Origin of the sequence: Candidatus Acidianus copahuensis, assembly GCF_000632495.1 — an archaeon.
Classification (GTDB): domain Archaea; phylum Thermoproteota; class Thermoprotei_A; order Sulfolobales; family Sulfolobaceae; genus Acidianus; species Acidianus copahuensis.
This window is the reverse complement of sequence record NZ_JFZT01000059.1, coordinates 15,752-34,783: the sequence shown is the minus strand read 5'-3', so window position 1 is coordinate 34,783 and position 19,032 is coordinate 15,752. Positions and strand designations below refer to the sequence as shown.

General features: G+C 35.0%; 22 protein-coding genes. 12 read left to right on the top strand and 10 right to left on the bottom strand.

Annotated features, from left to right (window positions below):
• The first annotated feature begins 21 nt into the window (after nt 1-21).
• Nucleotides 22-168, top strand: coding sequence for a hypothetical protein (locus tag CM19_RS13140; RefSeq protein ID WP_160164883.1), 147 nt, complete (start codon nt 22-24; stop codon nt 166-168).
• Nucleotides 169-320: 152 nt separating this feature from the next.
• Complete coding sequence (locus tag CM19_RS11285; protein ID WP_048100548.1) at nt 321-1,082, top strand: hypothetical protein; 762 nt, start codon at nt 321-323, stop codon at nt 1,080-1,082.
• Between the two features lie 169 nt (nt 1,083-1,251).
• On the opposite strand, the gene cpsA is transcribed toward CM19_RS11285, so the two are convergent.
• Nucleotides 1,252-2,457, bottom strand: coding sequence for a carboxypeptidase CpsA (gene cpsA, locus CM19_RS11280; protein ID WP_048100547.1), 1,206 nt, complete (start codon nt 2,455-2,457; stop codon nt 1,252-1,254).
• A gap of 749 nt (nt 2,458-3,206) precedes the next feature.
• Here cpsA and CM19_RS11275 point away from each other — a divergent pair.
• Entirely contained in the window at nt 3,207-4,493 is a 1,287-nt protein-coding gene (locus tag CM19_RS11275; RefSeq protein WP_048100546.1) for a glutamine synthetase family protein, read from the top strand.
• Nucleotides 4,490-5,533 (top strand): amidohydrolase family protein, encoded by a 1,044-nt coding sequence (locus CM19_RS11270; protein WP_048100545.1) that lies wholly within the window; start codon nt 4,490-4,492, stop codon nt 5,531-5,533. The genes CM19_RS11275 and CM19_RS11270 overlap by 4 nt, the downstream gene beginning before the upstream one ends.
• 159 nt (nt 5,534-5,692) lie before the next feature.
• Here the strand turns inward: CM19_RS11270 and CM19_RS11265 are convergent, their stop codons facing one another.
• Entirely contained in the window at nt 5,693-6,067 is a 375-nt protein-coding gene (locus tag CM19_RS11265) for a single stranded DNA-binding domain-containing protein (protein WP_048100544.1), read from the bottom strand.
• Nucleotides 6,068-6,149: 82 nt separating this feature from the next.
• The gene (locus CM19_RS11260; protein ID WP_048100543.1) at nt 6,150-6,422 is read right to left on the bottom strand and encodes a hypothetical protein; all 273 of its coding nucleotides are present in this window, start codon (nt 6,420-6,422) and stop codon (nt 6,150-6,152) included.
• Between the two features lie 373 nt (nt 6,423-6,795).
• Between CM19_RS11260 and CM19_RS11255 the strand changes: the two genes are divergently transcribed.
• Nucleotides 6,796-7,716, top strand: coding sequence for a glycosyltransferase family A protein (locus CM19_RS11255; protein WP_048100542.1), 921 nt, complete (start codon nt 6,796-6,798; stop codon nt 7,714-7,716).
• Here the strand turns inward: CM19_RS11255 and CM19_RS11250 are convergent.
• The 3 genes from CM19_RS11250 to CM19_RS11240 form a co-directional block, all read right to left on the bottom strand.
• Nucleotides 7,702-9,510 (bottom strand): glycoside hydrolase family 15 protein, encoded by a 1,809-nt coding sequence (locus tag CM19_RS11250; protein WP_048100541.1) that lies wholly within the window; start codon nt 9,508-9,510, stop codon nt 7,702-7,704. The genes CM19_RS11255 and CM19_RS11250 overlap by 15 nt on opposite strands.
• Before the next feature lie 17 nt (nt 9,511-9,527).
• Nucleotides 9,528-10,442 carry a mechanosensitive ion channel family protein gene (locus CM19_RS11245; RefSeq protein ID WP_048100540.1) on the bottom strand — a complete coding sequence of 305 codons (915 nt, stop codon included), beginning with the start codon at nt 10,440-10,442 and terminating at the stop codon, nt 9,528-9,530.
• Between the two features lie 68 nt (nt 10,443-10,510).
• Nucleotides 10,511-11,275 carry a hypothetical protein gene (locus tag CM19_RS11240; protein WP_048100539.1) on the bottom strand — a complete coding sequence of 255 codons (765 nt, stop codon included), beginning with the start codon at nt 11,273-11,275 and terminating at the stop codon, nt 10,511-10,513.
• Nucleotides 11,276-12,067: 792 nt separating this feature from the next.
• Between CM19_RS11240 and CM19_RS11235 the strand changes: the two genes are divergently transcribed.
• Both CM19_RS11235 and CM19_RS11230 read left to right on the top strand, forming a co-directional pair.
• Nucleotides 12,068-13,240 (top strand): hypothetical protein, encoded by a 1,173-nt coding sequence (locus tag CM19_RS11235; RefSeq protein ID WP_048100538.1) that lies wholly within the window; start codon nt 12,068-12,070, stop codon nt 13,238-13,240.
• A gap of 34 nt (nt 13,241-13,274) precedes the next feature.
• Nucleotides 13,275-13,886: a hypothetical protein gene (locus CM19_RS11230; protein ID WP_052349547.1), complete on the top strand. Its 612-nt coding sequence runs from the start codon at nt 13,275-13,277 to the stop codon at nt 13,884-13,886.
• Here the strand turns inward: CM19_RS11230 and CM19_RS11225 are convergent.
• Entirely contained in the window at nt 13,883-14,239 is a 357-nt protein-coding gene (locus CM19_RS11225; protein WP_235185683.1) for a hypothetical protein, read from the bottom strand. The two genes, CM19_RS11230 and CM19_RS11225, sit on opposite strands and share 4 nt — an antisense overlap.
• 54 nt (nt 14,240-14,293) lie before the next feature.
• Here CM19_RS11225 and CM19_RS11220 point away from each other — a divergent pair, with 54 nt between their 5' ends.
• Nucleotides 14,294-14,581 (top strand): hypothetical protein, encoded by a 288-nt coding sequence (locus CM19_RS11220; RefSeq protein ID WP_048100552.1) that lies wholly within the window; start codon nt 14,294-14,296, stop codon nt 14,579-14,581.
• Here the strand turns inward: CM19_RS11220 and lrs14 are convergent.
• Nucleotides 14,578-14,955, bottom strand: a complete 378-nt coding sequence (gene lrs14, locus CM19_RS11215; protein ID WP_048100537.1) for an Lrs14 family HTH-type transcriptional regulator — start codon at nt 14,953-14,955, stop codon at nt 14,578-14,580. The two genes, CM19_RS11220 and lrs14, sit on opposite strands and share 4 nt — an antisense overlap.
• Before the next feature lie 206 nt (nt 14,956-15,161).
• On the opposite strand from lrs14, the gene CM19_RS11210 reads away from it, so the two are divergent.
• Both CM19_RS11210 and cbp1 read left to right on the top strand, forming a co-directional pair.
• Nucleotides 15,162-15,515, top strand: coding sequence for a transcriptional regulator (locus CM19_RS11210; protein WP_235185682.1), 354 nt, complete (start codon nt 15,162-15,164; stop codon nt 15,513-15,515).
• Nucleotides 15,516-15,691: 176 nt separating this feature from the next.
• Nucleotides 15,692-16,117, top strand: a complete 426-nt coding sequence (gene cbp1 / locus CM19_RS11205) for a CRISPR DNA repeat-binding protein Cbp1 (RefSeq protein WP_048100536.1) — start codon at nt 15,692-15,694, stop codon at nt 16,115-16,117.
• A gap of 6 nt (nt 16,118-16,123) precedes the next feature.
• On the opposite strand, the gene CM19_RS11200 is transcribed toward cbp1, so the two are convergent.
• Both CM19_RS11200 and cdvB1/B2 read right to left on the bottom strand, forming a co-directional pair.
• Nucleotides 16,124-17,263: a tryptophan--tRNA ligase gene (locus tag CM19_RS11200; protein WP_048100535.1), complete on the bottom strand. Its 1,140-nt coding sequence runs from the start codon at nt 17,261-17,263 to the stop codon at nt 16,124-16,126.
• Nucleotides 17,264-17,295: 32 nt separating this feature from the next.
• On the bottom strand, nt 17,296-17,934 hold the full coding sequence (gene cdvB1/B2 / locus CM19_RS11195; protein WP_048100534.1) for a cell division protein CdvB1/B2: 639 nt from the start codon (nt 17,932-17,934) through the stop codon (nt 17,296-17,298).
• A 57-nt stretch (nt 17,935-17,991) separates the two neighbouring features.
• On the opposite strand from cdvB1/B2, the gene CM19_RS11190 reads away from it, so the two are divergent.
• Both CM19_RS11190 and alaXM read left to right on the top strand, forming a co-directional pair.
• Nucleotides 17,992-18,246: a hypothetical protein gene (locus tag CM19_RS11190; RefSeq protein ID WP_048100533.1), complete on the top strand. Its 255-nt coding sequence runs from the start codon at nt 17,992-17,994 to the stop codon at nt 18,244-18,246.
• Nucleotides 18,247-18,305: 59 nt separating this feature from the next.
• Nucleotides 18,306-18,998: an alanyl-tRNA editing protein AlaXM gene (alaXM, locus tag CM19_RS11185; RefSeq protein ID WP_048100550.1), complete on the top strand. Its 693-nt coding sequence runs from the start codon at nt 18,306-18,308 to the stop codon at nt 18,996-18,998.
• Nucleotides 18,999-19,032: the final 34 nt, after the last annotated feature.

Here is a 19,032-nt window from a genome sequence, read left to right as displayed (position 1 = left end):
GGCGTTTAAAAGGAACTACCGTTGACAACTACAGTTTACCCTATTGGTCTTGATACAAACCTCTATGCCCTTGATGGGATAACAGTTGATGGTAAGGAGGTTCATGAGAGCATCAAGGATACATTAACGATGAAAGTATCGATGAGTAATAAGGGGGCTAAAGTATAGTCTATATTGTCTAAGAAGAAAGGATCATGAAAGAAGTCTTGGAATTCATTTTTATTATTACTAAGAGAATTTTAATACTTATTGACTGAAAGGTATATCAAACTTATTTTAAAGGAAAAAATATATACTATAAACTTTAGTTATAACTTATTATGACCTATTCTGAAGAAATAACCATTTCAGAAGACAAAAGTACAGTTATGCAAATAATAGCCGATCCATTTAAGTTTTCTGGAATGACGGGCCATATTTCTATACTAGGAATTCAAGATAACAAAGGGGAACGTTCACCTCCTCAAAGTATAGTTAAAACTGACGATAAATACTGGATTGGAATTGTTGTTGGAACAAAGTCGGATAAAGTCGAAGGTTCTCAGGGTATTATGGATATTCCAATGATTTCTCCTAATTCAATAGAGTATAAAGGAGTATCAGACGACAAAAAATATCAATTTAGAATTCTTTTTATCTTAAAGCCTTTACAAGAGAAAACAAGGCTAACAGTAAACGTGGAATTCAATATTAAACAAGGTATTTTAGGTAGACTTTTTTTTGGCAAGTATACGTCATTTGAAGAACATTTAGTTAAAGGACACATTGTTCCCTATTTAACTCATATACGATGTCCTAAGCTAACAATGAAGGAAATTACAAAGATCAGAGGAGAATTATCAGAGATATTAAAGGAAATAAATAAGCAGAAAATTACAGGCGCAATTTCCTTAAAAGGAGAGAAATTTAAATTTGCAGCTTGGCTTGAAAGAGGTGAGATTAAGGACGCTAAATTGTATAGTGAAGAGGTGGAGTCTAGTAATGGAGACGCATTACTTAAGCTATATTCGTTCTCAGGTATAACTGAACTAACTGTCTATGAGATACCATCAGATGAGGTATTAACTGAAATTTTAAGATAGCTCTATTATAAATGATTTTTTACCTCTTTGCTGCAAACTATTAAATTTATTGTAATCATTAATCATCTATCCCTCCTAAAGGGAATTGTATTTACGTTGTCATAAAAATAACAAAATATAACTTCTAGAAGAACAATGCAAGAAAAAAATTAAGATGAATTCAAAATTTTCACTTCTTTCTTGAAAATGCTATCGCTAATAGGGCCAATGCCGTACTTCCATATTTCAACACGTCTTCGTCGACTGTAAACTTTGAGCTATGATTCGGATGAATAGACCCTGTATTCTCATTTCTAGTTCCTAAAAAAATAAAAGTACCAGGCTTAACCTGCAGATATCTAGAGAAGTCTTCTGCTCCTAAGATTGGATCTCCTTCAAGAACCACTGAACCTGGTATATGCTTTAAATGATCCATGACTTCATCAGTGACTTCAGGATGATTGACTGTTAAGGGATAGACATCCTGACTAAAAGTCACTTCGCATTTAGCGTCAAATCCCGTGCAGATGGACTCCACTATTTTCTTCGTATAAGTAATGGCCTTTTCCCTTACCTTATAGTCTAGACTCCTTATAGTTCCTTCCATAATCGCTTCATCTGGGATAATATTATCCTTAGTTCCAGCGTGAATAGTCGTTATCGATAAAACAAATGGTTGAACAGGATCAGTTATCCTGCTTCTCACCGCTTGAAGAGCGGTTACTATTTGTGCAGAGATAAAGACTGGATCAACAGTGTTATGAGGAGCTGAAGCATGACCGCTTTTTCCTCTTATAATTATCTTGAATGAATCTGGAATAGCCATAAAAGCCCCTTTTCTAGTTATGAACGCTTTTGAGGGGTAAGAATTAGATACATGTAAACCAAATACATAATCAACGTCATTTAACACACCAGCTTCTATTAAGGGTTTTGCTCCTCCAATACTTCCCTCCTCTTCCGCTGGTTGAAATATAAATTTTACCTTTCCTGATAGCAGATCTTTGTTTCTGGATATTAGTTCTGCAGCTCCTAAAAGCATAGCGACGTGAGTGTCATGTCCACAAGCATGCATAATGCCTTTTACTTTTGACTTGAAGGGAAGATCTGTCATTTCCTCTATAGGAAGAGCATCCATATCAGCCCTAAGAGCTACAGTTTTGCCTTCTTTTCCAGTATCAAGTTCTCCAATAACAGCTGTGGGAAGACCAACGCCCCTTTTTACATCTATCCCGAGGCGTTTTAATTCATTCTCCACTAGGGAGGCTGTATTGTTCTCTTGATATGCAAGTTCTGGGGTCTCATGAATGATTCGTCTGATGCTGATGACCTTTGGTTCAATTTCTTTAGCTTGATCTAAGAGATTTTTGGCCAATTCCCTAACGTCTAAAGACATATATATAGACTATTTAGAGAGTGTAAAAGTTTGTTGTTAAACGTTTTATTAAGTAAAAATAGAGACATTTATCTTTTAACTCAATGTTTTAATTTTTGTTGTTAAAGAGTTTTATCTCTTTGAGGATAAAGGATCTAAGGATTGTCGTAGAGTAGGGATAGATAGCCTCCTTATAATTGAAAACCTAACCCTTAGAGCGGAGATGAAAAGTATGAATACAAAACTTCTTTGATTATTCGATGCTTATCCATTTAACAAGATACCCACTGCAGTATCCCGTTTTAGATCTTATGCTAACGATTCAATTTCAGGAGCGTTAAAAGCCCAGTTAGCGTGTAAGATATATAACACACTGCGGTGGGAACCAATCTGCTTCTATGAACGAAATGGAAAGGGATTAAGCAAGACAGAGGTAGGACAGATGGACTTATCTTAGACAGGGGAAAGAACATCAAAACTCTATTCTCAAGTAGTACGAAAATTCCTACAGCATTTTTGAATCGCTATAGAGATTCCTAGAGAGACAAGCAAATTTTCCAAAGGAAAAAAGTACGAATACGACTTCTTTCCTTTACCTATAAAACAATTCGAAATTAGAGGATAAAGATAAAGGAGTTCAAAATCCTGCACCTCTATCATCTAAGGGACTTCAAGGGAGAGTAGCTCACTGATCTATTTCTTATCAAAGGGTAAAGGATTCGTAATGCGTTATCCTAAAGGTATTTATTTTCTCTGTGAGAAAATATAATGTGTCGCTTGAACAAACTCTAAAAGATAAGAATGTAGAACTACTTAACTTTGTGTGGGTAGGACTGGATGGCCGTATCAGATCAAAGGGGGCTTATGTAGATTACGTTGATGAGATGGTTAAGTCTGGAATAGGTCTAACAAAGGCAATGATGAGTTTTACTCCGATGGATTCAATTTCTCCTTTTGGTTCATTTGGGCCTCATGATGATGATGTCTTTCTTATACCCGACGTGGATTCTGTATCAGTTTTCCCTCCTGTTGCAATGGTTATGTGCGATCTTTATAACAAAGGATTACCTTGGGAATATGACCCCAGAAGCCTATTGAAAAGGGTTATAGAAAAGGTAAGAGATGAGTTTGGATACGATGTAAAGAGTTCGTTCGAGGTTGAATTTTACCTAGTTAAAGACGGGAAACCAATGGATGAAGCAAAATGCTTTGATCCTACTGCCTTTAACGCAAATCCGGTAATCTTAGATTTAACAAAATCCTTAAGTTCTAATGGAATTGATGTTCTTAGAGTAATAAAGGAGTATGGACCAGGGCAATATGAAATAGATCCTCTTCATAAAGATCCTCTGAAGAGTAGCGATGAGTTTGTGACCATTAAACAAGCTGCCAAAAAGATCGCCTCGAAATACGGGGTTTATGTAAACTTTATGCCAAAACCGTTCAATAAGCTCGCTGGTTCTGGGCTTCATTTAAACCTTAGCTTTTGGAAAGGAGAATCAAACTCTTTTTACTCTCAGAGTGATTCATTAGGCCTAAGTGAATTAGCATATAATTTCATAGCAGGAATAATAGATCATGCAAAGGCTCTAACTGCTATATCCGCTCCGACAATAAACTCATATAAAAGGCTTGTTCCTTCTTCTTGGGCTCCAACAAAAATTGCATATGGATCTAATAACAAGTCTGCAATGCTCAGAGTTCCTACCCCTTACCCTAACTTAACCTCAGTGGATAGGAGAGTTGAATTTAGAGTTCCGGATCCATCAGTCAATCCTTATCTACTAACGTCAGCTTTTATAATGGCAGGACTAGATGGAATAGAAAGAGGACTAAAGCCGCCAAATCCGGTTAATGAGAACGCATACCAAAGAAGGGATATTGAGGACTTGCCTAGAAACTTGAGAGAAGCACTACAAGAACTTAGAAAGGATTTTAGACTTAGAGAAAAACTAGGAAATATAGTAGACGAATTCATAAATGTAAAGATGGCAGAAGTTGAGGAATATGAGAGCTATGTTAGTGATTGGGAATATGAGGTGTATCATGATATATGATTGACACCCATGCCCACTGGTTTTCAGCGAAGGTTTTAAGCGAGAAGGAATTTATGATGGCCTCTTCCGAATCTTGGAGAGAGGGGGAGATAAATGCAGATGTTCTAGAAATGAACAGTTGGAGACCATTTTACCTTTTACTTAGGAACAGATTAAAGAAACTTCTTGGAAATAACTTTCTAGAGGTTAGAAATAAGATGATAAGAGACGATCCTTTAAATTATGAGTTGTTTCTGTTTAAGGACGCAAAGATTGACGCATTTGTAATAGATGAAGGTTTTGGGGAAAAGGATGTTATCCCAATAAAGTATAAATTACTTTTTAGAATAGAAACCTTAATAGATAGCTTACTCTCTATACCTTTTGATAAAGCTTTAGAGATCTTTGAGGAGACTCTTAGAAAAAAGGTTAAGGAAGAAAACTATGCTGGTTTCAAGAGTATTATTGCTTATAGAACAGGACTAAAAGTGGAGTGCTCTAAAGAAAAAGCAGAAAAGGATTTTCTAGATCAAAGTAAAGAATGGTACGGTAGAAGAGCCAAGGGATTTAGAGACTATCTTTTCTGCAAAACAATGGATATTGCGAAAGATTTAGGAGTTCCATTTCAAGTTCACACGGGAGTAGGAGATAGAGATATAAAACTGGAGTTGACTAGGCCATCTTATCTTACAGAGTTAGTAAGGAAATATGAGGGAAAAATAGTTTTTGTCCATGCAGGTTTTCCATACCATAGGGAAACAGCTTGGATGAGCTATATCTTTCCGTCCGTATATATTGACCTCTCACAAGTGTTTCCATTTGCAACCACTGGTGGAATTGACGTATTAAGAGAGATCATGCAGATCTCACCTCTAAACAAAATTATGTATGGCTCTGATGTCTTTGGAATTCCTGAAGTTGCTTGGCTATCTGCAAAGCTATTTTCTGAAGGATTGCAAGTTGTATTGGACGAGATGGAAAAGTGGGAAATTGTAGAGAATAAGGAATTAGTAAAGGATATGATTCTAACTAAAAATGCAGAAAAAATTTACTTCTCATAATTTTGGAGAACAAATGGGAAAGGTAATCAAAAGTAAGTTCTCGTTTTTAATACACCTAACTTAAACGAAAATAATTTAAGTTTTGAATGTCCATAACAAAATAAATACAAAATAATCATAATAAAAAACAAAAAAGATAAATAATCTTACAAGGTAATTTTAATACCTTCTTCTTCCGAAGCCCCTTCTTTCCTCTTGAACTGTCTTGTTAGACAAGTTATTTTGCGCGTTAACGTTATCTATAGTTTTATCGCTCTTCTGCATTTTTCCGTTTCTTCCGAGTGTTAATCTCATACTTCCTCTAACAACGCTTACATAACCATCGGTTATATCTATAACATCACCAGCGTTCACTTTACCGATATTGTCATCCCACAAACTCATTAAGATAGAACCTGTTTCATCTCCAACTAAAAAATCTGCAACGCTATGAGCTGAACCATCTCTATTTGTTACGTTTTTTGTTTCTCCAGCGCTAACTACCTTTACTGTTAAGGTAGCATTGCTTCTGGGCTTCAAGTCGCCTACTTTCATTCTTATTCTACATTTAAGCTATTTCTGTATATTAAAAAATTTTCGGCAGACTATTTTTCCATGAAAGTAAATTAAAAACGGTCTAAGAAGTTGTCGTTATCCTTAGCTGGTGGCTTCTAGGAAACTCATCTTCAAAGATCTTCTTGAGCGTTTGTCTTAACTGTGGTAAGTTTACTGAGAACGTTACGTTATTATATCCCTTTTCAGTCACAAGAAATTCATCTTCTGAGATCTTCTTAACTTCTATCCACCTGTCTCCCTTAAAGCTCTCCACTCTGAGAGTTTTACCAGTGGAAAGCTTTGTAAGTTGGCCATATACCATTTTTTCAGCAGATCTTGCAGAGAGCCAAGCCATGAAATATTTAATTTGTAAAGAGTTAAAAGTATTAACCACGTGAACTACAGTGGTATTTCAGTCGATCTTTCTACTTCAATGCTCCAGGCTCAACTTCCATTACCGTAACTTGGTTTCCCTTTGTGGAAGAGTTTCATTAACCTCGTACTTTGTAGCAGTTAGGGGAGTCTTGAAATTCACAGGCTTCTCTCTAGTTCTAGATATTTTATAACTTAACCAAGTCTATTGTGATTGAACTCGTATTTTACGAAAAATTATGTGGAAACACTTTTTCCCAGAAGAGGGTTTTATCCACCTCTACCTTCAGTAGTATGTTCTTCACCTCCAAACTTAACATAAAGATAAATTTACGCATGATCACACATTTTACATTATGAAGGTAACTGTTGTAATACCATCTAAACCTAGAGAGAGTTTAAGAGAAACTATAAGCGCATTAAAGAAACAGACATATAAGGACTTTGAAACACTTGTTATTCTCAAAAAGGACATTAATGTAAATGGAGTTAGGAAGATTATTCAAAGAGGCGGACTTTTTGAGGAGGCTATAAATGAAGCTCTAAGCGAAGTTGACGGAGATTTAGCTTTATTTACTGATGATGACGCTATTCCAAGTAAAAACTGGGTCGAGGATCATGTCTCTTTTTTTGAAAGATATCCTGATGCTTGCATTGCTTCAGGAAAAGTTATAGGAAGGATGTGGAAGAATTATCCCAACGCTCTATTTGAGAGATTTAATGGAACAAAGTTTATGAAACCTTTAAGCTCTTTCTTTTCTGACTACTCATCTTTTGTAACAGTGACTGGACTTTCCGTTGACGCACGTCCAAGATCAGAAAAAGTAGAAAAATCAGTTGCAATTTCAGGAGTTAATATGAGTTTGAACATGAATGTTTTTCATAAAACTACTATACCTACATTTACGCTAAGGGGAAGTTATAACGAAACATCACTGACCTTAATCGGTTCAAAAAAGGGATACCATTCCTATATTTTTGAAGGTGGAGAAGTTATGCATGGAGGAGAAGAATCATTATCTAGAACTCAAGATCCAATTGTTGAAAAATACCTTTGTTTAGAGAAACATGTTTTTCCCTTTGCAGTAAATAAAATAATGGGTCTTTCCTCGGAACTACTTAAAGAGTTCATTGATCTTTTGGAAGACGGCGTACCAAAAATAGGTTTAGAACTAGCGCTAAAGGGAATAACGCAAGATTGGAACTACAATCAATTCAGGCAAAATCTCCAGAAATTATGGTATGAGATTAAGAATAAAAAATTAGATGAACTTTGAAAATCCATGCTTTAAGAAGTACTCCGTTTTAATTAACTCAGCGTGGCTCCATATTAGGGGTGAAACTGAAGGATAGGATCTTAAATCCGGAGATATTTGCTCAGGTATAATCCCAGTAGGAAGGGAATTTCTCCTGACCCAGTCTATGTATTGTTTAGCCTTCTCTGTATTTCCCTCAGCTATGTGTTGTTGAGCAACCCAAAGAGTTGTTATAAACCATGGATTTGATCTATCTCCCTGTCTTAGATACCAATCCTTCTCATATCTAGCTATTCCCCCATTAACGTTTAACCTACTCTCCACTGTTTTTCTGTTGCTTATAACTCTAGGATCCAAGGGATCATAAACCAAAGTTGCTCCTAAAACAGTACTGGAATCTATTGTTGTATCATACCCCTTTTCGCCTAAGGTCCTTGCGAAATGATCTTCCTTAAAGAAACTATCTAATCCTTTTCGTATTCCTTGAGCAACAGAAAGGTATTTTTCCTTTATATCGTGCTCACCAAAAAACTCAGCGAATTTGGCTGCAGAAACTAATCCAGCATAAACTGCCGCAGATGTAAAGAAGTGTATTCCTCTTCTCTCTTCCCATAGATCGTAAGAAGGTAAAGGTAAACCAGTTTTTTCATCGATGTATGAGGAAAGGAAATCTCCAGCATTCTTAACCACTGAAGCGTAGAAGTCCTTGATAAATTCTACATCATAGAACGTATTAAAGTGAACCCATAATGCATAAATTAGTAATGCTGTCTCATCTTCTTGTATTGGCATATATCCAGTAGTCCATGGTAGCCAAGAGCTTCCCCAGTTTCCGTCTACGGAATACTTTTGAAATAGGAATCCCTTATAAAGGAGAGGAGCAGAATACTCAAAGAATTTTCTACTGTAATCCTCATAATGAAGTAACGAAAGAGCTATCGAAGCAAAAGCTGCATCCCTATGCCAAACGTAGTTATAAGTATCCTTATTGAATCTTGCTATATCAGTGTCTAGCGAGGCTGGAATTGCTCCGTTCTTTTGCCAAGAGCTTGAAATAGTCAAAAGACTTCTTCTAACGAAGGGATCATAATCCTTAGCCTTTACTATCCAAGCCTTCCAGAAGTCGGCCGTTCTCTTAAATAGCTTCTCAGGAGTTCTAGTCTGAACGTAATCATGTATCCTTCTCACATCATTATAGCTATCCCCTGCAATTAACCAACAGTAAAATGTTGTCCCAGAGTCCAACTTTATACTCATAGCTGAATCAACAGATCCCTGGGCAATAGGATTACCTGATAGCTGTCCATCTTCACAATCCTTCCATGTGCCTTGATATCCCATTACTTCTTTGTATCCTGTTGCATACTGATAAGTAGGAAGATCGCAAGTAAAGAGGAACCATTTATCTCTCTTATAGTGAATTATACCGTCAATTGAAGGATCAAAGAGAGCCGTATCGCCATATTCTGTTCCGTCTATATGGAAATCCCAAGGAAAAAATATTCTGCTTTCCCTTTCTCCAACTACATTTACCTTTCTTAGAAGAATGTTATATGCCATATCAACTGCATCATTTATTTGAAATTTTACGCCGTTAAACTCTGCATAAGCGTTAGAGATTACTGTGTCCTCTGTATATGAAATAGTTGGAGATAAGTCATGAAACCATGAAAACCTTCCATCGACCCAAACACCTAATCTTCCAGAATGAAGGTGATTATCCGTGCTTAATGGATAGTAAAGCTCCTTAATCATATACTGCGGATCTAAAAGAACTGTTAAAGAACCATTACCTAAAACTATTTCTCTTGTCACATGTAAGATATTAATCTCTAAGTTTTAACTTTCTCGTCCGATATCTTATTAACCGTTTTAATTACGTTCTTAATTATTTCACTTCTCGGAGGTTCCTCATACTGTCCTTTGCAATAGGCATCTATTGCTATAACGTAAGTAGTTAGAGAAGTGTCCAATACCTTTATAGAAGGCTCTCCAATAAGAAAATTAAGACCTTTTAAACTAAGCTTTATCTCTTGTATTGCTTCATCAGGATCTATTGTTTTAGGTATTTCGTATTTTGTCCTTACTAATCTATATTCCTCGTTATGGACGAATATTGCAGCTTGTATCATTATGCTACTCGGTATCTTAAGTAGAACATTTTCATCAGTTAGTAAAGACGTATACATTAGGGAAATATCAATTATTTTACCAGTATATCCTGGTATCAAAAAATCATTTGAGGAGAACTTAGGAGGATAAGTTGGTGCCAAAAGACCATATTGCCAAGTACTTATTGTCACTCTATCTCCTATACTGAATGGCCTACTTAGCATTAGAAATATCCCACTAAAGACGTTTGACAGAGGAGTCTCAAGGGCTAAGCCTGCGATAATTCCCGTTACTGTTCCACCAAACAGAATACTTGTAATACCTATCTTCAAAATGGACATGGCTGCTATTATAGTAACGATATATCCGATAGTTTTTAACCCTAGGTTTAAAGTACCGCTAGCTGTTTGTCCTAAAATCCGGCTAATCTCGTTTTTGATTAATTTCGAAACTAGGTTTGTTAATATTATTCCTCCTATTAAAATTAGGATAGAATAGATTATGAGGGTAAAGCTGACAGGTAACTTTAGAATTGGCGATAAAATGTATACAATGGCAGCTGCTGAAATAAGGATTACAATTAAAAGAACTATGAATCCTAACGCTTTATTCAGTATTCTTCTAGAACCGTTCATAACAGAAATTTTTATATCAAGCTTTAAATGCTTAGCTATATTACAACTAATTTAGAAATAAATTTAAATTATTTTAATATTTTTGTTACAATTTCGTCCTTAGGAATCTCATAAACTATCATTTCAGCAGAACCTCCAATACTTAACAATTTAACTATACTATCTCCTCCTACTATTGATTCCTTATTGTAAAGCAGTCTCATCTCTTTTAATTCTCCATTTTCTAGAAAGGAGGCAAAACTAAAGTTTTCCCCTTTTATAGAGATTATTCCAACAACTTTTGGAAGATTCTTTATTTCTCCTATCAGTTCAGTTAATTCTCCTTTAATTCTTTTAATTTCCTTAACCTCAATTCCAAATGTAATTAATTTATTTAAATACGGGACAATATGACCTTTTACAATATGTTCAGCAAAAGAGGAAAATGAACCATAAAATGGTTTTGCAAGTACTCCAGGTTTAACATCAAATTTGCTCATGATATTGATTTTACTTCCAGAAGCGTGCGAATAGAAGGTAAAGGTTATAGAAAACTTAACTTTCTCATCCTCACTATTGAATTTATAGTCAATCGAATTTGGTATAATTGATAGCTCTAAGGATCCTTCTGAAGCGTTTAATCTCCCTGAAGTATCCTCATAAATTAGTGAAGCCCAGTACTTGTTTTCATAGTTTTCAGCCTCTGAAGGAACAACATACTTCTTCTTATCCTTATCATATACTCCCAGAATGTTAATGTGACCACTCATGCCTACTAATCTGTATGGATCTGAAATAGCGTAGAATAAAGGGCTTTTTGTTGTTCCAAGTATTAATTCATGAACATAACTCATATATAGAAGTCAAAACATAGATATTTATGCTTATTTTTCTTTTATCGAATTAAGACGGAACTCTTAAAATTTTAAATTCAATATATATGTTTAATTTAATTAAAATGAAATCCTAAAGTTTTTTAATAATAACCCATTCCTACTACTATAGGTTTTTGATAGTCTGTTAGGTGAACTACACCAACTTCCAATTGAGGTCATCTCATTGATAACCTAATCTTAGTTTTGCTAAGTAGGAATTGAAGTCGTGAAGCGGTTTCAGATTATAGGGTAACAGAAGGCTTTAAAGTGATTACCATTTTATGAGGAACACAAAGCTCTGATGATGTGCAGAAAGATGTGGGCGATATATGTCTGAAGGGATTCATGCCTTTGAACCCAATTCCTTGATCCCATACTGGAGGTAATTGTACTACCAACTAGTCTATGGGCGAGAAGAAAGTCAATTGAGACTAAAATACATTGAACGGACAAAACTCCTTAGAGGCAAACGATAAACATATCAGGAACTAACAGTAGTTACAGATCATAAGATATATACGTTAAGTAAACCTAGTCATTCTAGATGTCTTCAATGCGTAAAAAAGCTGTGTAATTCTATTGGGTTTCGCTTTACGGACATGACGATAAATGTCCATAAAACTCAAACTCTGTAGTTAATATTGATTATCATCTAAAGAATTGTTTATATAAGGTCCTTAAGGATATTCATCCTCTTTTTTGTCGTATTTTCTTAACTTTACTCCCCTATTAAGATAAAGCTTAATTCCAGTGCTACTCCTTATCTAAACAATGGATGCTTACAGTTTTTTGTTGTATGTTATAGAGAGATCAGAAGAAGGATCAACAATAGTGCTTATGATAAATAATAAAATGCCAGTAATGATAAATAAGACTGATAATTTTTCGTTTTTGGCTTATTTTTGCTTAAATGATGATGTTAAGAAGGTAAAGAAAGAATTTAGTAAAGCCACCCTACATAGGGCAATAATGGACTTTCTTGATGAAATTTCGTCCACGGTAGGAGAAGAGGTTAAGGATATAAAATTGGGAGACATATCGTCTTTCTCTAATTGCCTTCCTAAGAGGGAGAAAAGAAAAAGGAGGGAAGAATTAGAATCACTGATCAGTGAATATAGAGAGATAGAGAGAGACGAGATTGCAGTTCCAATATTTTCCTATGATATGGAATCAGTCTACTTTTTGCCAGAGAAAGGGATCGTGGAAATCAATCCTGAAACTTCCTTTGATAATAAAGGCTATGAGGACGATATTATCGACAAAATACTCTTTTCTTTTAAACTAGACATTGCTATGGGAAATCCGTTTTCTACGTCAAACGGTTTTACTTTTTTCACAGCATCTTACATTGATAGAGGAGAATTAGGTAAGGAGAAATTTAGAGGTGAAGAGATTTCAATGAAATCTGGAACGGCGTTCATAGGGGGAAATAGAGGAATTAAAACTTATGATATTACTTTCTTAGATCGAGGAATATCAACCAAGGGAAGGCTTTACATAGGTTACTTTCTTAAAGCTGAAAACACATTCCTGAAACTCAAATCAATTAGCCTAGAAGAGGCCCAAACCAATAACAAGTTTAGTGCTAACGACTATCTATTTGCCTCATATACAGCTGCTTCACTTGACGAAGTTGACTTGTTAGGATATGATAAGTTTCTTTCAGGCTATCTGAATTTAGCTATTTCGAAATCAGATGCAAGAGGGTTAATAAAGGAAATTATCGAGACTCACTCTACGATGATTCATGAACTTCCATTCATTTATGATGTAGATGGAGAAAAGGCAAAGATTGTAGATCCAATATCTTACTGGTATTTCTCATCAAAAGGAGAAAAAGTAAGAACTTGCGATCAACCTAAATTGAGAGATAGAGTTGAAATGTGGAAAAAGATCAAGAGTATTCTTTTAAGGAGAAAATGGATGAACAAATTTTTAGTCTAGACAAAGTTAACTTCTTGAAAGCAAACATTTACCTATGAATGACCTCTCATCCTTATGTAAAAAAGCGCAAGCGTTAGGGTTTTACGGCTCCTATACGAGAAAAGAGGATTACGTTGAAGATCTTTCTGATATTAATGTTTTTGCTCTCTCTGACGATAAATCAATCCTTTTAGATCTTGCTAGCTTAGGTTACTCTCCTGTTGTAATATCAAGTAAATATTTTGAGGAAATATGTATGAAAGGTGATCCCCTATGCCATTATATATATTATGATTCAGATTTAATCTGTGGAGAATTCCCAGCTGTAAAACCATCCATAAACGAATACACGTGTAAAAGATTCGCAAACATGTCAATATCATCTATTCAATTATCTAGAGAAGCCTTTCTTCGTCAGGACGAAAAGGGATCGCTTACCTGGACTTTTAGGTCAATAAGGTCTTTAATCCAATACATTTCGTGTTTAGGTGGAAGTATACCGTTCTCAAATTCACAAATAAAGGAAAAATGCCTTTCCTTGGGAAAAGAAGTCTGTGAAACTCTTTATATTATCCAAGAAAAAAGGGAAAGATTAGAAGCAATATCAGCTAGCCTTATACTAAAGGTTGAAAAATTAGTCAAATCAGTAATTAAAGAAACTGTTTAGCCTTTTATTAGACCAATTATAAAACCAATTATAAATACTATGGAATTATATGGAAGAATTTTTAGGAATCCTTGAGCATCTCCCTCTGCGCTCTGTACTTTTTGTCCAAGGATGATAAGCCAATGCTCAACCGTAGTAGGGGAAAGTGCACCTATAGCGATTAAAACTATTAATATAGCTATAATTATTAGCGCGACAGAAAGCAGTTTCTTAGCTAAAAGTCCTATAAGAAGACCCAGAACGAATGCAACTATTAATGAAATTATATCTGTAGTTGTAATAGAACTAGTTAAGTTAGTAAGACCAGATAAAACACTCGTAGAAGTATTTGGTGATGCTAACGCTAAAATCATGTCATGATAACTTTCTCCAACAATCTTATAAATCTATTCTTAAATGACACATATATGAAAGTTGTAAAGTATAGGATGAAGGCAACTCTTACCTTAGGAGATAAAGAGACAACAATAGAGAGAACATATAGACATAAAGTGAATGCGGTAAAATTTATAAAAGAGATGGGAGAAAAATATAAAGCAAAGTGTAGACCCCTTAATAATTCTGAGAATATATATACAACTATATGCGAAGGAAATAAAACAAAAATTTCCTTTGAAATAAAAAGGGAAAAAATCTTAAAACCCAAAAAGGAAGATCAAAAGAAGAAAGAAGAGAGTAATAAGAAAACTAGCTAAGCTGTCACTAGTACCTTTACTTTTAACTCATCTTTGACTTTTTCGACAAGTCTTTGCAAGTCTTCAATAACCTTTCCATATAATTTTTCTTTATCTACCCAATATATGTAGCTAGGTCTTCCTTTCTTCTTATCTTCATCTAGCTTATCTCTTAATATTAATCCTTTGTATGCTAAGTTGTTAACAGACCTGCTTATAGATGCTTTAGTTACACCTAAGGCTTCAGCTAATTCATCAGTAGAAATCTTTTTACCCTTAGCTCTTAACAAGTCTAAGACTTCCATATCGCTCATTGATAAGCCATATAGGAAGGCTATTACTTCATGAATATCTACTTCTCTTCCATCTGGGAATCTTATTCTTTCTACTTCCATATTTTCACTCCTATTACATAGATTGCTTTCTAAATATAAAAAAAGTATGTTAGTAAGTATATACAAAAATATACATTTATACAGTTATACATTTTATTTAATTTGATAGAATGGATAACTTTGATCAAAAGTATATTTCTTTATATGATACGATTAGGGGAGTTAAATTAACAGGGTTAATTAAATTATGCTGAAGTATTAAAAGAATGATATTTATTTGCATTAGAGAAAAATCAGCCATGAAATGGAAAACTAATTGCGAAGAGGCATACGAGAAGATCGTACCTTACCTACGTACAGCAATAGTAAAAAAATTAGCGGAAGAAGGATTATCAATTAGGTCCGCAACTTCTCTTGTTGGTGTTTCTATAACTTCCTACGAGAAGCACCTAAATGATGAAAGGGTAGAAAAAATTCTAAAAGATGAAGAATTAAACGATATGGTTACCTCACTGTCTAGTCGTTTAAGAACGGGGGATCGCGTAGAGTCAGTTACTTTCTGCTTATTATGTAGTAAGAGCAGGAAAATTTTTGGTCTCGAGCCATGTCTGGACTTATAATTATATATTTTTGTCTACTTTTCTACAATAGACTTTCATTAAAGGATTTGGAAATACCTATATTAGCATATTATTAAACTAATTGAAAATTCTAATGTTCGTTAGACTTATTCCCTTAACTTGATTGATGATAAATTTTGGAAAAGATTTAAAAAAGAATTCATAGATCTTTGCGTATGCAATCAGAAGAATATGCTAATATAAAGATGTTATATGAGAATGGAAGAACAATAAGGGATATAGCTAGAGAATATAACATGAGCTATTCAAAAGTAAGAAGGATCTTATTAGCCTCTGGTACACAATTCAGAGGAAAAGTTCCAGACGACTTAAAGAGTAAAGTTATTGAGCTAGCTAAAGGAGGAGTTAGCGCAAACAAGATCAGTAAAGAACTTAGACTAAATCCTAACACTGTTTTGCGAATTCTTAAGAAATCAGCTCTTTCAAGACCTAGAAAGAAATTAAAAAAGGAAGAAATTGAAAGAATAAAGGAAATGTATCTTAATGGATATTCTATTTATAGGATAGCTAAGGAATTCAATATTTCCACTAACCTTGTGGTATACCATCTAAAGAAGACTAATGCGTATAAGAAGACTTAACAAAATCTATTCGTGAATCTTCTCCCACATTTCTTTTGCCAATTTACCGTCGTACTTAAATGTATGAACTAGATCCCTAGCTTCTTCTCTTTTCCTTCTATGTTCTTCTAGAAAGGAATTAAGTTTCTCAATAAGAATTTCTTTAAGTTCTCCTGTAAGCATTTTCCCTGATCTATATTCTTCTTCAATTTCATTTATTCTTTTGTCGTCCTCTTCAAAAAACATATACAACCATTGAAACGCTACGTCAACTTCCGGATTTCCCCCCAGCTTTCTATGCAGTTCAACTGTTGGCTGTCCTCCTGAAAATGCATATTTCATAACCTTATATTTAACCGTCTTCGGATCGTCAGATAAGTATATCGCGCTTTCGGGGATAGATGAACTCATTTTTCCCTCTGGTCCATTCAACGGCATTACAAACTTGCTATGTATTTGCGCAGCCTTATAATATCCAAGACTTTCAGCTATATCCCTTTGTAGTCTCCAGTAAGGATCTTGATCTATTCCTGCAGGAATAAGACATCTTCTCTTCTCAAACATAGTAGGGACAATTTGAAGGGCTGGATAAAATATTGTACCCAGGTTAGACGACACATCTAGACCGAATGTAGCCCTGACCTGAGAAAATGTTAATTTCTTTGCGATCTTCACTGCTAATGGATACATATTTCTAATATATTCTGTATCTTGAAATATGAAAGTTTTGTCCGGGTCAAAGCCGACAGCTATTATGTCTAAAATGTTGTCATAGGCAAAACTTCTAGTCTGGTCTAAAGTATAGTCTTGAGTTCTGAGGAACTTTTCATCATCAGTAACCTCAATGTATAGGTTTACGTTAAATTTATGTTGTAGCCATTTTGTGAAGATAAAGGGCACTAGATGGCCAATGTGGAACCCCAGCGAAGGACCTCTTCCCGTATATAGGAAGAACCCCTTACCCTGTTCGTAGTCGTTCAGAACTTGATCTAGATCTCTATGCGAGAAGAATATATCTCTCCTGAGCATGACGTGAAGTTCTCCCACATCTCTCTTTATCCTATCCTTAAGTTCCTGAGAAATTTTCTGTGTACCAAACTGTATAATTAGTTTATCGTAGTCAACCTTCCCCTTAACTTCCCATGGGGTAACCGTAAAGTCAGCCACGAGAAAAAGTTAGATTATGTAAAAAAATAAGCTTATGCCTTTTGTGTTGATGCTGCAGTAATAGGGAGATCTGGGAACTTCTCTTTCATCTTTTGTTCAGCTATTGCGGAAGCCTCGTCTAGTATCTTTCTTGCCTCAGGTGTCGGTGACGTCATTCCGCTATATCCACCAGTGAAGTCGCCCGCAGCCATTACTACTTCTTGTAATCCTTCTCCTAGTTCTCCCATTTCAATGGATAACTCTGGCATTATCCCCCTTAAAGTGCTCTTCAATTCATTAACAACTCCGACTACTGGTATCAAGTTAGTAAATACGTCTCCTAGTTCACTAACGGTCTCCAATCTAAGTTCTACCTGTTCTAAAGCTATTTGTGTGGCAAGTAATTGCTTTCCGACTTTTCTTAACTCGGCTATTTCGTTTGCATACATTACTGCTCTTGCAGTATCTTTGCTCATCTGTGCCTCTACTACTCTCTCGAATAGAGTTCTATCTCTTTCTTGGAGTCTACCCAAGTGTGCATCAAGTCTACTAACCATGGAGCTTATTTGATAGTGAGCGTGAACTATCCTATATCTAAGAGGTTCTTTAGACCTGAACGCGTTCTTAAAGGAACTCGTCCAATCTCTCTCTTCTGAACCTGACCAATATTTTTGGAAATCTTTCCCAAGCATCCTAATCTATATATTGACCGCTATTACCTTAAAAATGGTGGAACATAATATTATCTAATGATGGTTGAAGATCCAGAGATTGACGTTTTATTTACAGATAAAAAGGTTTTAGTCCTAATGGACTTTAGAGACAGGGATCTAAAAACTACAGATCTCCTTATAAGAGCAGACTCTTCTTACCTATATGTCTACGATCCTCACAGTAATTCTGTTGTAAAAGTTATACAATTTCCAAAAAGGGTTGATTTTTCTTCCCTTCAAGTAACTGAAAAGAATGGGATAATCTCTGTTACACTTCTGAAGTATACATAGGAGATGAAGGATTGCAATTAGACGGAAAGAAAAAAAGAGAGAAGGCCTTCTATACTATTATGGTTGAAGAGATTTACCTTAAAGATTCATACATAAGGGAGTTCTCAGCAAACATAGTAAAAGTTGAGGGAAACAAGGTCTTTCTAGACAGGACAGCTTTTTATCCAGGAGGAGGAGGTCTTGAAAACGACATCGGGACATTTGAACAAAACGAGAAAAAGGTAAAAGTTATAGAAGTCAAAAGAGAAAATGGAGATATAGCTCACGTAATAGACGGAGAGATCTCACTAGGTCCTATTAAGGGAATAATAGATTGGGAAAGAAGATATGCTATGATGAAGTTACATACAGCATCCCACGTTATGGCTGCAATAGCTTATTCTAAGTTTAATGCATTGGTAACAGGAGGACATATTTCTCCTGAATATGCTAAAGATGACTTTAATGTAGACAGTAAAGAAAAACTCCTTGAAATAGTTAGAGAGGCAAACGAAATTCTATCAAAGGGAATTGAAGTAAAGGTATATTTTCTAAGTAGAGAAGAAGCGATGAAAATTCCAGGTATAGTTAAGTTAGCTGAAAGGATGCCTCCAAATATTGAAACCTGGAGAATAGTGGAAATTCCAGGTATCGATATACAAGCTGATGGTGGTCCTCACATAAAAAATACAGCTGAAGCTGGAAAGATAGAAGTAATAAAAATAGAGAATAGGGGAAAAGATAAAAAGAGGATCTACTATAAGTTAAATTAAGTATATTTTGATAAATTAGTAAAGAATTTCTATT

Bases quoted from the DNA above. Each gene is read 5' to 3' on its own strand.
- CM19_RS11285 (WP_048100548.1), top strand. From the start codon at position 321: ATGACCTATTCTGAAGAAATAACCATTTCAGAAGACAAAAGTACAGTT.
- cpsA (WP_048100547.1), bottom strand. From the start codon at position 2,457: ATGTCTTTAGACGTTAGGGAATTGGCCAAAAATCTCTTAGATCAAGCT.
- CM19_RS11270 (WP_048100545.1), top strand. From the start codon at position 4,490: ATGATTGACACCCATGCCCACTGGTTTTCAGCGAAGGTTTTAAGCGAG.
- CM19_RS11265 (WP_048100544.1), bottom strand. From the start codon at position 6,067: ATGAAAGTAGGCGACTTGAAGCCCAGAAGCAATGCTACCTTAACAGTA.
- CM19_RS11260 (WP_048100543.1), bottom strand. From the start codon at position 6,422: ATGGCTTGGCTCTCTGCAAGATCTGCTGAAAAAATGGTATATGGCCAA.
- CM19_RS11255 (WP_048100542.1), top strand. From the start codon at position 6,796: ATGAAGGTAACTGTTGTAATACCATCTAAACCTAGAGAGAGTTTAAGA.
- CM19_RS11245 (WP_048100540.1), bottom strand. From the start codon at position 10,442: ATGAACGGTTCTAGAAGAATACTGAATAAAGCGTTAGGATTCATAGTT.
- CM19_RS11240 (WP_048100539.1), bottom strand. From the start codon at position 11,275: ATGAGTTATGTTCATGAATTAATACTTGGAACAACAAAAAGCCCTTTA.
- CM19_RS11235 (WP_048100538.1), top strand. From the start codon at position 12,068: ATGGATGCTTACAGTTTTTTGTTGTATGTTATAGAGAGATCAGAAGAA.
- CM19_RS11230 (WP_052349547.1), top strand. From the start codon at position 13,275: ATGAATGACCTCTCATCCTTATGTAAAAAAGCGCAAGCGTTAGGGTTT.
- CM19_RS11225 (WP_235185683.1), bottom strand. From the start codon at position 14,239: ATGATTTTAGCGTTAGCATCACCAAATACTTCTACGAGTGTTTTATCT.
- CM19_RS11220 (WP_048100552.1), top strand. From the start codon at position 14,294: ATGAAAGTTGTAAAGTATAGGATGAAGGCAACTCTTACCTTAGGAGAT.
- lrs14 (WP_048100537.1), bottom strand. From the start codon at position 14,955: ATGGAAGTAGAAAGAATAAGATTCCCAGATGGAAGAGAAGTAGATATT.
- CM19_RS11210 (WP_235185682.1), top strand. From the start codon at position 15,162: ATGATATTTATTTGCATTAGAGAAAAATCAGCCATGAAATGGAAAACT.
- cbp1 (WP_048100536.1), top strand. From the start codon at position 15,692: ATGCAATCAGAAGAATATGCTAATATAAAGATGTTATATGAGAATGGA.
- cdvB1/B2 (WP_048100534.1), bottom strand. From the start codon at position 17,934: ATGCTTGGGAAAGATTTCCAAAAATATTGGTCAGGTTCAGAAGAGAGA.
- CM19_RS11190 (WP_048100533.1), top strand. From the start codon at position 17,992: ATGATGGTTGAAGATCCAGAGATTGACGTTTTATTTACAGATAAAAAG.
- alaXM (WP_048100550.1), top strand. From the start codon at position 18,306: ATGGTTGAAGAGATTTACCTTAAAGATTCATACATAAGGGAGTTCTCA.